The sequence below is a fragment of the Methylobacter marinus A45 genome (genome assembly GCF_000383855.1).
Taxonomy (GTDB): Bacteria; Pseudomonadota; Gammaproteobacteria; order Methylococcales; family Methylomonadaceae; genus Methylobacter; species Methylobacter marinus.
Genome location: NZ_KB912877.1, coordinates 3,876,081 through 3,890,455 on the forward strand (window position 1 = coordinate 3,876,081; position 14,375 = coordinate 3,890,455).

Genomic DNA, 14,375 nt, shown 5'->3' on the forward strand with positions numbered 1-14,375 from the left:
CCGGCAATTCAAACACAGCATAACGGCAGGCGATTTTACCGAGAAAAATCAACGAATAGTACTACAGTTGTAGATTATTTTTCTCCCTGCGTCGTCGGTAATGGCAGGCACGGGCAACGGCTTGATGGCGTCTTCGCCATAGCGACCAGTTGACGATATGCATGATTCTCGGCGGATGCCGCCACAGCCATTGCCACAACAGCTTGCGCACTTCCGGTACCGTCAACGGGATCAGAGCTGCCGCTGCTTCCAGGCTTGCTTGCTCAGCAGTTTCCGGTTTTTTTTGCCGATGACGCGTCTTTTTCATGGCGGCACAACACCGCCAAATACGCCAACGCGGCCATTGCCAGGGTCATGTGTCGGTACCAGCCGTGCCAACTGCGCACTTCATAGTGATCCAGCCCGATTTCGCCCTTGGCCGCCGCAAAGCACTCTTCCACCGTCCAGCGCGTGCCTGCTACCCGCACCATTGTCTGCAGGTCCGTGCCAGGCGGTACATAGCATACGTAATAAGCCAGCTCCCCATCAGTCAACCGGCGCCGTAGCAGCAGCCAGCGTTCCCCCGGCATCTGCCAGGACAGCAAAGGTAGCCTCAGCCAGTCATACCAACGCGGCCCCTTGGCGCCATCGCCCGCCGACAGCCTGGTCCAGTCTTGCGGCTGGACCGTGGCCGCCAGCTGGGCCACGGTCTTTTGGCCGGTCGAGTCCGGCCACACGTATTGGTTGCTCGCCACCGCCAGCACGAAGTGCAGGTCCTGCTGTTCCAGCCATGCGCGCAGGCTGCGGTTGTCACCATACACGGCATCGCCAGTGACCCAGGCAAACGGTACCTGCGCGGCAACGGCTCGCTCGATCATGCGCTGCGCCAACTGCGGCTTGGTGGCAAAGTCGACTGCTTCAGGCACTTTCGCGGCAGCCCGTCGGACCATGTCGTCAGCCCACTCCTTGGGCAAATACAGTTCGCGGTCCATCAACGCACGCCCCCGCGTACTGGCATAGGCCAGAAACACGCCAATCTGGCAGTTCTCAATGCGCCCGGCCGTGCCACTGTACTGGCGCTGCACGCCGACCGAATGTCGGCCTTTCTTGATAAAGCCGGTTTCGTCGACCGCCAGCACGGCATCGGGCTCGCCCAGATGCTCAATCATATACGTCCGCACGTCATCACGCACCGCATCGACATCCCAGCGTGCCCGGTCCAGCAAATGCTGCAGGCTATAGGGCGTCTGTCGTTTGACCGCTTCCGACAATTGCCAGCTGGTTTTGCGCTCAACCGGGCTGAGCAAGCCCGTCACGTAATCCAGTGCCCGTTGCCGCATGGCCTGCCGGCCAAAGTGCCGGCCTATTCTGACAAACCAGGTCTGCAGCTCCGATTGCCAGTTCGCCGCCTGGGTCACGAACTGCTTTGCCATCGCATTCATCATTCACCTCGCCAATGCTTACGATCAAAAACACATTAGACTGTGCGGGCAACATCAATATCCCTGAAATTACAACTGTAGTAATAGGGTGAACGTTTTGTGCCGCTGTTCACCTTGATCTGCCGTTCGGTAGCAGAGCCTTTTAGGCTGAGTCCAACCAACCAAAGTGCAAAAATGATCAGCTCGGCAATCAGCAACAGGTTTGCCCTGCGGTCGGCTTGAATTCTGCTTTCACGGGTTAAATCCAAGCCATAACGGATACTTTTGGTGTCGCGAAAACCTTCCTCGATTTGCATCCGTGCCCGGTAATAATTCACCACACGAATTGCCGAATAGGCTTTAAGGGACGGCGATACGATCAACAACCACGGTTCTTTTTCGCGGTTGGCCTGCTGCCGACTCCGCTTGGATTTGGCTGACTGCTTATGAACCGTCAACTGTTTACGGCCTTTGGCGGGACGGTAAAAACTCACCAGCTGCCCGGACAACGGATTGCTGCGCACCCAGAGCGCCGATCCCAGCAACTTGGCTTTGCGAGTGGCTTTAGCATACAGCCATTTTGCCGCCTGCCAGTCATCCGGGGGATCGGCAAAGGCGATAAAATCCCGATTGCGAATCCGTCCCAGCCAATGCCAGCCCAAGCGTTCCACTTCGCGAAAGAATGGGGTGCGAAACCCGGAATCTGCAACCACAATAGGGGTGACATGGGCTGGAAGCAGTTGTTGCAAGGTCGACAAAAATTGATGTTGCACTCGGCGGTTCCCCAGTTTCTTACCGGGATGAACTTCCTCGTATAAAGTCATGGTGCGCGCCCACTGACAGGCAGAGCAGCACGCAAAAGCTGCTGGCTTTGATCGTCAGTCAGCGGCGACCAGTCTATTATGATCAGGGGTAAGGGCAGGGATTTCAGTAAAAATCCGGTGAGGGTTCCGTATAACGCCAAGCGCTCGGACTTGAGGTGAGAATTCCCAATCAACCGATCCAGGCGCTTGATTTTATGTTTGATAAACGTAGCTCCGGAAACCGCCCGTCCCAGCGCCGTAATGGATACCGAGGCACCGGTTAGACCTGCCTCGACCGCTGCCATTAACGCATTGAGGCGGGCGCCATGAAGGTTGGGGAGTGATTGTTTTAACAAAGTATGCAGGGTGTTAACGAACGACATAAGACTCTCCCGCTGATGCTTTTTTGGGAAGAAAATCCTATTTTATCGCCACTTGAGAGTTTAATGGGGCAAAATACCCCAGAACATTTTGTTTTCTATCGATATTTTCTGGGGATACCTCAGGGTCTGCCCCCTTTGATTTTTGATTAATAGCCCGCTAAGCTTTCAATTCAAAAGAGGCTAGTGGGGTCAGGTCTAGTTAGGCTAGTGGGGTCAGGTCTAGTTTAGGGCTAGTGGGGTCAGGTCTAGTTTAGTAGTGTTGTTTGCTAATCATCAAGGTTGAACAGCCAGCCCCCCCTGACAAATACCGGAGTGCGGAATTACCGTGCTGGGCGTTTCAAAACTCTTCGCTTTGAAAAAAAGGAGCGGGTTGAATTATAAAATAAACCCGGCTCATTTATTTCTCATTTCCAAAAAAGCTGTGAATCTAGACCTGACCCTTCTGCCTCTGACCCTTCTGCCTCCCTACCTTAAATAGTAAAAGCTATTTTATTTCAAAGAAGTAGAGTGATAAATACAGGCTAAACCCTTTGATAATCGGATACCATTGAAACTCGTCACATTTCATTATCCCTCAGAGAGTTTAACCTTGGTTCATCTTATAAGACTCCAAATTCGCCAACCCGCGTAGGTCCGATTAGCGCAGCGTAATCGGACGCATGAATTGACCGGCGTCAACAACCATCAAGATTGATCAAAAATTGAGAGAAGTTGGCTCTCTTTGTTCGTAGGGTGGTTAACGCCCTTTGGCAGTTAGTCGATAAACTGCTTCTAAAAAGGAGTAACCGATAAATCACAGACTCATCCGGTGATTTATCGGCTAAATTTCAGGTTTTATGTATTTTTTCCATGAAAACATATTGTTGACTTGGTCCGGTCCCATTCACTGGCACTTGAAAGCTATTTAATTTTTAGAATTGAGTTGGCCACATGCTGCTAATACATCATCGCCTTTAGCGCTTCTTATTAAAGTCGGGATTTTGAAAGTATCTAAAACTTCTTTAAACTTTTCAATTTTATCCAAATCCGGACTCTCGTAATGTGATCCTGGGAATGAGTTAAAAGGAATTAAATTTATATAGGCACTTTTTCCAGCCAGTATCGTCCCCAATTTTTTAGCATCATCTGGAGAATCATTAAAATCTTTTATCAGAATATATTCAAAAGTAATAAATTGTTTTTTATTTAAAGGTATCTTGTCAATATATGCCAATACCTCATCTAGCGGATATTTTTTATTAATGGGAATAAGTTCATTTCTCTTTTCTTCAAAGGGCGAATGAAGAGATAGTGCAAGGTTCACTCCCGGAATTTCCTGGCCCCATCTTTCAAGTCCAGGAATATAACCAGCCGTTGAAATAGTGATTTTTTGAACGCCAATTGAAGTTCCGTGTTGTGATAAAAAAATTTCACACGCTTTTTTAACGGCATCAAAATTATGTAAAGGTTCGCCTTGCCCCATGAAAACAATATTTAAAATCCTCTCTTCTCCAGGTCTGTTTGTTGCTAACCAATGCCAAGCCTGTAGAAACTGACCAACAATTTCACTTGTAGTCAAATTTCTTTTAAGTCCTTGTTTTCCGGTAAAACAAAAAGAACAATTCATCGCACAGCCAACTTGCGATGAAAGGCAAATTGAATATTTGTTATGAAAAGGAATAAGGACGGTTTCAACTTTATGATTGTCTTTAAGCTTAAAAAGAAACTTTACTGTTCGATCTTTTTTTGACTCATAAACCGTATCGATTTCGGGCAGAGAAAAGTCGAAATTTTTTTGAAAAAAGGCCAATGAGCATTGGGCAATTTTATCAAAGCATTGAGTATTTTCTTTTTTCTTATAATGCCAATTAAAAAGAACTGACGCTGCCGATGGGTTTAAATTATTTTGATTTATAACCGTTTGTAAATCAGAGTAATTTAGGTCATAAAAGGATTGTTTCAAAAATGTCTCCTGGTAATATCAATATATTGCCAATACCTAATAGTTTTAAATATTGGATTTGATATCGTAATTATATTGAACCTGTTTATAAGGTTTGATTTTTGTTATGTACAGAGGATAATGTTTTTTATTATATATAAGCATCCGGACTTTTTGCCTATCCTCCGAAAGTAAAGATTTGGCTCTTCCGAATTTCCCGTGGTAACCCCAATATCTAGTGTTCCGCAAACAGGACTCGCCGTCCCTGAACATCAAGCCAAATATGCTGAAACAATCGACCCAGGTTATAAATGCCGTAGCAGTGGCGCTTAATCACTTTGATCTTGTTGTTCAATCCTTCGACAAAACCACTGGTTTCTCGCCGAATGAAATAGTTAGTGATCTCATCAAGCCAGTTATCCAATGTCGTCACAAAGGACGAGAAACACTTCAGCCCCAAATCCGTTATTCGGTTCAGCCACTGTGTTAAGGCTAGTTCGGCCTGTGCTTTACTTTGATGCGTCTCAAAGATATTCGTCAAGACTTCTCGCTGGACATAGACCTCTTTCAGAATCGGTGCCTGCTCAAACAGCCGCAATAAGACGACTTCCTGCTCTTCGGTCAGGGCCGACCAAGGCTTGCGAAAAGCCCACATAGCGCCTTTCAATTGGGCATAGTCTGACTCGGGTAATGTTTGTTTCAGTCGCTTCATTTCCGCTTTGCGCGCTTGGTCGGCACAATCACGATACTGTTTGGCGACATGAAAACGATCCACTACCACTTGCGCATTGGCTAGGGTTTCTTGAGCCGCATTGCAGTAGCCTTCGTTCATATCGATGCAGACACGGCGAATGCTGTTATATTGCCGAGGTGGCAGCGCCTTTAAAAACGTTTTGACCGTCTCTTTTTTACGATCCGGCAACACGGCCAAGATAAACTTTTGACCTTGAGCCGTCAGTCCTGACACGATGACGACAAAATCTTTATGGCCGATTTCGTCAATTCCGATGAGTTCTAAATCAGGCATCGTTGTCCGGCTTGGAAACACCTTGGGTGGTAGCCCGATGATAATTGACATGCATTTGAGTATCAAAGCTGACGGCTCTTGTTTACTGGCAATCAATGGTTATCAGATTTCGGAGAAAATTATTTGTAAAACAGTATCCCATTCTGTGGGCAAGCAAATTTGATGTGTCAGCGGCTTTATGGAAGCCGCTCACGAGGCTTAAGTAAAAGATCTGGAATTAGATCGCTGAAAAAGTTGTTAATTTAAGTTGTTACTATATAAACATTGGAGTAGGGAAGGTCTCAAAATGAGCTAAATCAATTTACATTGACTTTTGTCAACTTTCTAATAACATTTATCTCATACAAAGATAACGGTATAAACGACTAAGATTGAATCTATCGCTTACTTATACTCTGACGCTTAGTGTTGAATGAACCTTTGTTCCAGGAAGCATAAAAAACATGGCAGTTACACAAAAAAATCGTAAGATTCAAGTATCCACACCTCTGGCTGAAGATACCCTGTTGTTTTACCAGATGTATGGCCGGGAGGGCTTGAGTGAACCGTTCGAGTACCGTCTTGAACTGGTGAGCGAAGACCGGGCCATCGATCCCCAAAAAATACTGGGCGAACCTATCAATGTCCGGCTACAGTTGGATAATGGCAATTGGCAGTACTTCAATGGCTATGTCAGCCGTTTTAGCCAATACGGCGATCTCAACGGGTTTGCTCACTACTTTACCTCTGACCGGCCCTGGTTGTGGTTTCTGACCCGAACCTCAAACTGCCGGATCTTCCAGAACAAATCCGTTCCCGAAATTATCAAACAAGTCTTTCAGGATCACGGATTCAGCGACTTCAAAGTAAAGCTGAATGGCAACTATACTACGCGCGAATATTGCGTGCAATATTGCGAGACGGACTTCAACTTTGTCAGCCGGTTGATGGAAAACGAAGGCATTTACTATTATTTCACCCATGAAAAGGACAAGCATTACCTGGTCCTGGCCGACTCCGGCTCGACGGATCGTACCCGCAATGACCACATCCACGCCTGGTCTTTTACGCGTGAAGTCCGGCCGGGCGCCTATGAACTCACTGATTACGACTTCAAGAAGCCGAAAGCCGACCTGCGGGTCAAATCCATCCTCATGGAATCCCAGGTTCGCCGATACAGACGATGGCGCGAGCGTCTGGCCCGCTTTTTTTTGGATCGGATGCAAGTTATTGTCGATAAGGCCTGAGGATGTGAGGTCCATCGCAGATCTTCAAAATTTCAATTAATCAAAAGGAGTGTCTATGCCCCCCGCCGCCAGAGTTTCCGATATGCATATCTGCCCGACCGTGATGATCGGCGACTTGTCGGCCGCCCGAGTCGGCGATACTTGCGTCTGCGTGGGACCTCGACACGTTCGCCAAAGGTTTAGCAGATGATTGTTATCACTCCCGGCCAGATGCAGCAATTCAATAAAGATGTAAGGACCCGGTTTGCCGTCAGGTTAACCGAGCAATTACGGCCTGACTACCCGGAATTGTTTCAGATCCTGCCCCAAGGCTTAGCTCAACGAATGGTGGCTGGCAAGATTGATTACGCTGAAGAACGCTACGAAATTAATTATCAAAATGCGCTGACAACCTATCTGCATTACTGCTGCGCCATTGGTCCTGCTTTTGATTTACAGCCTGAAATTCAGGCAGTGCTGGATGATTTGTCATTGTACCCGGATGATATTCCTGATCGGTTGCCTGAGCTGGTAAGCGATGCAGCGTGGGCAGACGCGGCGCAGAAAGCAAGGCGACGAGACTGGTTCGCCTCGGACCCAGCGCGATTGCCCGACCAAGTGGCCGCACGCACTTGCTGGGCCATGGCGGCATTAGCCGCGCGACAATCCAAGGCCCAGACCCCTCCTGACGAAATGGCATTGAATGCCTTTATCGGGCAGTCCATGCAGATGGCTCGTCGGCATCAGATCATTGATGCGGCGGGCATGACGGCGTTTGCCGTATGTCAGAGTCTGCTGGGAAAAGACTTTTACTTAATGCATGCCAAATCCTGGCTGGCCCCTATTTTCAGTGATCCTGCCATTCTGCCAAAACTGCGCGGCGCCACGCTGGCAGGGTGCGTCGAGCTGGAATGGGGGATAGAACTTTGAACAACCAAGCAATCATGGAAGGAATATCATGGCAAGTGACAACCCGGCAGTAAATTTTGTCGAATACATGAAAGGGGTTGGCGATTCAGCCGTCAATATTGCTGAAGAAAGCGCTTATGGAGTCTATGACTTCGGACAGGTGGCTATAGGTGGCGCTAAAATTGCCGCTAAGGAAGGCTTATCGGCCATAGGCGCAAATGAAGCCGCCGCCAAAATTATGGTCGAGGATATCGAGCCCTTGAGCGCTCTGGGTAAGGCGGCCGCCCAAGGTGGTTATGAAGGCTTGGGCGATGCGGTTAAAAGCATGCCTGGCAATATGGCCCATGCGGTGGCTGATGCTGTCCAGAAGGGTGACATGCGGGCCTTGGGCGGTTCGGTGACGGATGCCGTGTTGATGGCTGAGGGTGCTCGAGTGGGCGTAGTGGGGGCGGCTAAAAGTGCAGGTAAAGCCGCCGCAGCTTTGAAGCCTGCCGTCAATGCCACGGCTGAGGCAGCAAAAGAGGCCGTTGGCAAAGCCAAAGCTGCACTTGGCAAGTCCAAAACATCAGGTAACCCGGAAATCGCCAATAAGGCGACCGCTGCATGTGAGAAGAAAAATGATATTGCGGCGCGAGGAAAGCACAGCCAAAAAGATGCAAATATTCCAAGAAATTTCGAACCAATATATGAAAAAGCGCCCGCTGCCAAAAAAGAAATAGATAGCATGGCTGATGAGATTGCCGAAAAGTTTAATGGTAAAGTAGCCAAAGCTCCTCTCAAATCTCGTGAGAGAGCAATCGAAAAAATTATGAACGATTATGATGGGGATGCTACTCGAATAAAGGATTTAGCAAGAAATACAATCATTGTTTCGCCTGACAAAATGGACGTTGTAGTAAATGAATTAGTTAATCGTGGTGCTAATGTTAAAGTTATCAACGGAGAAACAGATCCATTGGGTTACAGTGGAGTCAATTCAACAATTAAAACCCAAGCAGGGATTGTTGGCGAAGTGCAGGTGAATACACCAGCAATGATTTATGCAAAGGAATCTGAGACTATGGCTAGAGCATTGCTAGGAGATGAAATATATAATTCTGTCGCAACTAAAACCGGTATTGCTGGTGGGCAAGGCCACAAATTTTATGAACAATGGAGAACGCTCGCAGATGGCGATCCAATGAGACCAATAATAGAATCTCAAAGCAAAGCTTATTATGAATCAATCAGGAATTTGACAAATGGCAATTAAGACAGGCGAATATTTGAACACAAAAGATATCTATATTGATTATCCATATGAAGAAGTTATGTTCAGACGCACCTGCTCCAACGGACTGATATATAGAAAATTTTATGGGGAAAACGAAAATCCTGTGCCAATAAATTATGATAATAAATTGTATAATGAAGCGTTATTGTCAGGTCATGAAATTACTCAAGAGGAATATAACAAAGGAAAAATAAGAAAGTGAGTAATTTGGAAACAGCCATTGCAATATCATCTCGTGTTCATACTGGTCAGGTTGATAAAGCGGGTCAGCCTTACATCCTGCATCCGCTGAGGGTGATGTTAAAATTTCAAAACGAGCACGAAAGAATTGTTGCTGTTTTGCACGATGTTATCGAAGATAGTGAGATTTCGCTTGATGATTTAAAGAGGTTAGGTTTCTCGACGATAATTATTGAGGCTATCGGTTGTTTGACAAAGAGGGGCGAGGAAACTTATGAAGAATTTATTTCACGAGTATCTCTTAATGATTTGGCTAGAAAAATAAAAATCGAAGACATTAAAGATAATATGGATTTGACCAGAATCGACTCAATTAATGATATAGATCTGGCAAGAGTAAAAAAATATCATCGAGCGCTAAAGTTTCTAAGTAAATCTTGAATGTATACCTCGTAATCTTTTACCTGTTGGGCTGGAGGTCAGCTTCTTCTCGAACTCTGGTCCAGTCACGGGAGATGTGCTTTCCATTATGGAAATGCATACTATGGGCGATAAGACCTTATGCAGACATCCTCTGTACACGACAAAAAAAGCTAACTGTTTGATTTACAAGGCAGGAAAAATAAAGGACTTGAAAGTCCATCGCTAATCGATTTCACTCTCTTGCGACCAAACAGGAGGTGAAATGAAATTAAGCGATGGACTAAGAGTGATTCTAAAAGGACATTTAGGCTGGGCAAGTGCCGATTGGATTGTTTTATTGGGATGCTGTTGGCGTTAGTGCGAATGAAGCACATTAATCTGACGCAACTGGCGTTGGCTTTCGCGAGCCAGGCAGACCCAAAATCGCGCTATCGCCGGCTGCAACGATTTTTCCGGGAAGTCGTCTTCGACTACGATGCCATAGCCCGCTTAATCATGGCCCTGTTTGATTTATACGATCAGTCCTACTATCTATAGCAATCAGCCGTTACTTGAAAGCTAAAGCTGTTGTGAAAGTTGAGTTTTGTTATTGACTGGCCTGCCTGAAAAATACAGTAGGGTACGCATCGCGTACGAGACTGTGAAAGTATTCAAGACTCCTCAATGGTATAATATTATTTATTATTCCATTGATATAAAAAGAATAAATGACTGCCAAGAACTATAAAGTGGGTCAAGATCGCTACCAGTCATCGTTGCTGCCCCCCCGCGTGGATGAGTATGTATCCGAGAATAATCCGGTACGCGCGATTGATGCATACGTGACCACCCTTGATTTAGTGCGCTTGAAAATCCAAAAGTGCAGCTCAGGTCTGACAGCCGGGCAACCGGCCTATCATCCAAGCCTGCTGATCAAGCTCTATCTTTACGGCTATATGAATGGGATACGCAGTAGCCGCAAGCTGGAGCGCGAGGCGGCCCGTAATCTTGAGGTGATCTGGTTGGTTGATAGCCTACGGCCCAGTTATAAAACCATCGCTAACTTTCGGAAAGACAACAGCGCCGCCTTAAAGGCGATCAACAAAGATTTTATTCTGCTCTGTAAACAGCTCANCTTGTTTGNGGGGGACGAAGTCGCTGTCGACGGTAGTTTCTTTAAGGCCGATGCCAATAAAGACAGCATCTATACCGCTAAAAAACTGGAACAACAACTGGCGGAACTGGACAAGAAAATCGAGGCCTACCAGCAACAATTGGCGGAACAAGACGCCACTGACGCCAAAGCAGGTCTTGGCAGTTTGGTTGACGACCCGGGCTTAGCCGACAAAATTGCCCGTATTAAAGCGAAGCAAGCCGAGAAAAAAGCCTTACAGAATCAGCTAAACGCCTCGTCAGACCGCCAAATTTCAACGGTTGACTCGGATGCCCGCTTGCTGACCAAGCGCGGTCAAACCACGGCCGGTTACAACGTCCAGATTGCGGTAGACAGTCAACACAAACTGTTGGTAGCCGTAGAGGTGACTCAGGATGGTAACGATACTCAGCAACTCATGCCGATGCTGGAGAAGGCGCAAGCGGTATTGCAATCGGAACAGCTAACCGGATTGGCCGATTCCGGTTATTACAGCGGCGAACAGATCAAGCAGGCCCACGAGCAAGGCATTCAGCTTTATGTGCCGGTTCCCAACAAAAAAGGCAGGGCTGGGAAAGAAGGCCGATTCACCCGAGACCGATTTACCTACGATGGCGAAAATGATTGCTATCGGTGTCCGCAAGGCGAACAGATTGCCCGCTGCGGCAAACTTCGCCCGCAAGGTACGCGGAACGTCTCGGTTTACAAAAGTAAAAAGTCCGCCTGCAAAAACTGTCCGTTACGCCCGCAGTGTTTAAAGGAAAATGCAACCTACAAAAAACTCGAGCGCTGGGAACATGAAGCCCTGGTTGATCAGCACCGGGAGCACATGAAAGGCACCCGGCCGATGATGATCAATCGCAGCAGTTATGTTGAACATCCCTTCGGCACCCTCAAGCATCGAGCCGGTATGCACCATTTTCTGATGCGCGGGCTTGAGAAATGCCGGGGCGAATTCAGCTTAATGGCCTTGTGTTACAACTTTACCCGAGTGCTGAATATACTCGGTGTGGCGGCCTTTAGGGATTACTGCGCCCAGCGCTTAGGGAATAGCGAAACAAACCAGGTTTTTGCCTAAAATGGCTGAAAAACCCGGCTTAATTGGCGAATTCCGCGCTGCCAAGAGGTGGAATTTTCATACCTTATGAAAATTCGCTAATGAAAATAGCGGTATTCACCCAGTAGAGCCATACTCGTTTCTGAATTCTTTCACAGTCTCGTACCTTTTCCAGCGGTTCCGGTGAAAGTCATCTCAAAAGGTACGCGATGCGTACCCTACCGGATTTATGAAAACCTCTGGTGCCCTGTCGGTCAGTGAATGACTTGTTTTCATGGCGACGTATGTCTGAAGGTAATGTTTCCGACTAATGAATAAACGCTCTAGACTGTCAATATCAAGACTAGGTATCGTTTATTTCCCCGTCATATCTTGTCAATATTATTAGCGTTTCCTTGTGAAGTTTTCCGTTGCCGGTGTTCGGTTTCTAAATATTCTGCTGATCGAATGCCGGAAGCGGATAGCAAGTAAATTGCATCCATCATGGCTACGCCGAAATGGTCTGTCTTAATCTGGCTCGAAATCCCGTTATCATTATCCGGGTCTGATCTGTATTTGCTCAACGAATCGCTTAATACGTTGATAGTCACTAATACCTGTTTGATCCTCTCAATGTGATGCTCTACTGAATCAATTGATTTGATTGTGTCCATTCTTTCCATAGCGTTTTTCTTGTTGTTAACGATGATATGCCACTGATGGGCGACGGGCTTAAATGGCGTTAGAAAACCACATTTGCTAGCGGCCAACCCAAATAAGCAAGCCGTAGTAGATCATTCATGAATTAAACGTACGCTGAATGAGGGGAATGAAAGTCATTCAATTTGTCAATAGGGCGCGGTCCGATTCTTGTGGTATTTTTTTGAACTTCATCACGTTTTCGATAAATTTTAATCTCGCACTGTTGTAACAATGGCTTAAAAAATGTCCGCCTGGTCGGAATACAAAGGCTGTATATGTATGGCGAGCGGCTCAGCGTCTGCTGCAAGATGGCCTATAAGTCATTGATTGTGGCTCTGATCGATTCGCAGACCTGAGAACAAAAGACGATATAACCATGTTCGAACGCTATTAAATGATAGCCATGTTCTGATAAATTCTTTTTCCGGTACGACGGCTTCCCAGTTACGACAAGGGGCTTCAATCCCGCATCATTGATGCACTTGGAGAAGCCATCAATCACCTGATGAGCAGCAGCAATACTCCCGTGCCGAAACCGTGCCGCATAGCTGTCCACTTGAAATGCCTATTAAAATTTATCGGCACCCCACTGAGGGCTTTCCATAATGCCTTTGCAGAGACCGGGTTCCTCGCCTTCGATCCAGCCTTTGCCTTCATCAAAGCCTTCCGGAAGGTCGGCCAGGGTAGGGCCGAATTTCCGGGTTTTACAGCCTTGGGAATGAGGCGCGTCGCAACAACACTTCATGGCGGCGACGTGCTTTTTAAACAGCGCCGAATCCACCTGCATGGGCGGCATCCACCTGTTTCGGGCGCTGGTGGTCAGCCACGCGCTCAATATCGTGTCGGGATGATCGGTAGCGGAATCGATGATATAGCCGCAGGTTCCGGAGGTGGTCATGTTATGGCATTGGTTGCAGAGCTGATTGGCACCGTCTATGGGGTCGGTCGTCACCTGCAGGATTTCATGATTGTAGAAAAAATTCCTGAAAGGTTCGCCTACCGGTAAAAAAGGCAAATTGGCCATAGAGCGAATATCTGGCAAGCCGTGCCTGGAATTGATGTAGGGGCTGTATTTGACGCCGTGCGCATTGTGGCAGGCAACGCATCCGGCGGATGCCGTAAATTCGGGGGATTTGAAGGCCTTGTTGGCATCGCGATACCAGAGTTCCTGGGGGAAATCCAGGGGCGGTTTTGCCTGTTCGGGATTGAATTTGGCTAAAAATTCGTTTTTTGCCGGCAGCGGAGTGTCAAGCGGCGGTAAAAAGCCGGCCACGGCATCGCCGTATTGCGTGAGGTAGCAGCTTTTTCCGGTCGTTGTATTGCGCAGAATAATGCCGATATCGTTGAAGGTATTGTAAAGATAATAAAATTCTTTCTTTTCAGCAGCGGGGGCACTTTCATACTGCGCCTTTCTTTGTGCCTGGTTCATGCCGAGATTCGCCTTGGTTTCGCGGAACCAGTTTTTCTCCAGTTGATTGCCTTTCTGGCGGCAATTGACCACCATGATATTTTGATCATCCAGGTTGACTACCTGAAGATGCGAATAGGTCCAGCAACCCTGGTCGCCACCCAGCCAATGGGGGTTATCGCATTTTTTTGACGTGGAGAGTAATTCCCAGTTGTTTTGTTCTATCTCCTGTTTATCGACATAAATTGGAACCTGCTTGCCGTCCAGGCATGACAGTAACGGCAAGTCGCGGGTGATGCCAAGCTCGGCCTTGCATTCCTTGACGTATTGATAAACATCATAGCCGGATGGGGGCGGCTCCTCAGTTGAATCCGACCTGAAAACCAGTAAGAATGAGAAAATACCCATAAGAACAATTGCTAACGCTGTTTTCATATGCCACCTCTTGATTGATCAAGCTCATTGTGGAAAAGAGGCTGTTTATTATGTTGCCGGGAACGGTTGTCCCCGGTTACTGCAATGCTTGCGATCGGTAGTTTTCGACTTAATTGACCGCTCGGCTGGTCACGCGAA

At 47.3% G+C, this 14,375-nt stretch carries 15 protein-coding genes; 7 read left to right on the forward strand and 8 right to left on the reverse strand.

From position 1 onward, the window contains the following. Positions 1-61: 61 nt before the first annotated feature. The 6 genes from METMA_RS26625 to METMA_RS26635 form a co-directional block, all read right to left on the reverse strand. A complete protein-coding gene (locus METMA_RS26625; protein ID WP_036251846.1) occupies positions 62-307 on the reverse strand; it encodes a hypothetical protein in 246 nt (81 codons plus the stop codon). Next, entirely contained in the window at positions 264-1,412 is a 1,149-nt protein-coding gene (locus METMA_RS0118335; protein ID WP_040591051.1) for an IS701 family transposase, read from the reverse strand. Before METMA_RS0118335 ends, METMA_RS26625 begins: the two co-directional genes overlap by 44 nt. A 44-nt stretch (positions 1,413-1,456) precedes the next feature. Beyond that, complete coding sequence (locus tag METMA_RS26630; RefSeq protein WP_020160572.1) at positions 1,457-2,224, reverse strand: IS4 family transposase; 768 nt, start codon at positions 2,222-2,224, stop codon at positions 1,457-1,459. Beyond that, on the reverse strand, positions 2,221-2,586 hold the full coding sequence (locus METMA_RS25920) for a hypothetical protein (RefSeq protein WP_020160573.1): 366 nt from the start codon (positions 2,584-2,586) through the stop codon (positions 2,221-2,223). Before METMA_RS25920 ends, METMA_RS26630 begins: the two co-directional genes overlap by 4 nt. A 904-nt stretch (positions 2,587-3,490) precedes the next feature. Then, on the reverse strand, positions 3,491-4,528 hold the full coding sequence (gene rlmN / locus METMA_RS0118350) for a 23S rRNA (adenine(2503)-C(2))-methyltransferase RlmN (protein ID WP_020160574.1): 1,038 nt from the start codon (positions 4,526-4,528) through the stop codon (positions 3,491-3,493). A 214-nt stretch (positions 4,529-4,742) separates the two neighbouring features. Further along, positions 4,743-5,534 (reverse strand): ISL3 family transposase, encoded by a 792-nt coding sequence (locus METMA_RS26635; RefSeq protein WP_020160576.1) that lies wholly within the window; start codon positions 5,532-5,534, stop codon positions 4,743-4,745. Positions 5,535-5,977: 443 nt separating this feature from the next. On the opposite strand from METMA_RS26635, the gene METMA_RS0118365 reads away from it, so the two are divergent. From METMA_RS0118365 to METMA_RS0118395, 7 genes are all read left to right on the forward strand, one after another. Then, a complete protein-coding gene (locus tag METMA_RS0118365; protein WP_020160577.1) occupies positions 5,978-6,760 on the forward strand; it encodes a type VI secretion system Vgr family protein in 783 nt (260 codons plus the stop codon). A gap of 186 nt (positions 6,761-6,946) precedes the next feature. Next, the gene (locus METMA_RS0118370) at positions 6,947-7,669 is read left to right on the forward strand and encodes a hypothetical protein (protein WP_020160578.1); all 723 of its coding nucleotides are present in this window, start codon (positions 6,947-6,949) and stop codon (positions 7,667-7,669) included. Between the two features lie 28 nt (positions 7,670-7,697). After that, positions 7,698-8,900, forward strand: coding sequence for a hypothetical protein (locus tag METMA_RS28060; protein WP_020160579.1), 1,203 nt, complete (start codon positions 7,698-7,700; stop codon positions 8,898-8,900). Beyond that, entirely contained in the window at positions 8,890-9,123 is a 234-nt protein-coding gene (locus METMA_RS0118380) for a hypothetical protein (protein WP_020160580.1), read from the forward strand. The genes METMA_RS28060 and METMA_RS0118380 overlap by 11 nt, the downstream gene beginning before the upstream one ends. Next, on the forward strand, positions 9,120-9,542 hold the full coding sequence (locus METMA_RS0118385) for a guanosine-3',5'-bis(diphosphate) 3'-pyrophosphohydrolase (RefSeq protein ID WP_020160581.1): 423 nt from the start codon (positions 9,120-9,122) through the stop codon (positions 9,540-9,542). Before METMA_RS0118380 ends, METMA_RS0118385 begins: the two co-directional genes overlap by 4 nt. Before the next feature lie 345 nt (positions 9,543-9,887). Continuing rightward, positions 9,888-10,061: a hypothetical protein gene (locus METMA_RS27180; RefSeq protein ID WP_156830555.1), complete on the forward strand. Its 174-nt coding sequence runs from the start codon at positions 9,888-9,890 to the stop codon at positions 10,059-10,061. 170 nt (positions 10,062-10,231) lie between these two features. Continuing rightward, positions 10,232-11,734 carry an IS1182 family transposase gene (locus METMA_RS0118395; RefSeq protein WP_020160583.1) on the forward strand — a complete coding sequence of 501 codons (1,503 nt, stop codon included), beginning with the start codon at positions 10,232-10,234 and terminating at the stop codon, positions 11,732-11,734. Positions 11,735-12,078: 344 nt separating this feature from the next. Here the strand turns inward: METMA_RS0118395 and METMA_RS0118400 are convergent, their stop codons facing one another. Both METMA_RS0118400 and METMA_RS0118410 read right to left on the reverse strand, forming a co-directional pair. Then, entirely contained in the window at positions 12,079-12,375 is a 297-nt protein-coding gene (locus METMA_RS0118400) for a hypothetical protein (RefSeq protein WP_036249409.1), read from the reverse strand. Between the two features lie 587 nt (positions 12,376-12,962). Next, positions 12,963-14,237, reverse strand: a complete 1,275-nt coding sequence (locus tag METMA_RS0118410) for a hypothetical protein (protein WP_152565023.1) — start codon at positions 14,235-14,237, stop codon at positions 12,963-12,965. Between the last annotated feature and the right edge of the window lie 138 nt (positions 14,238-14,375).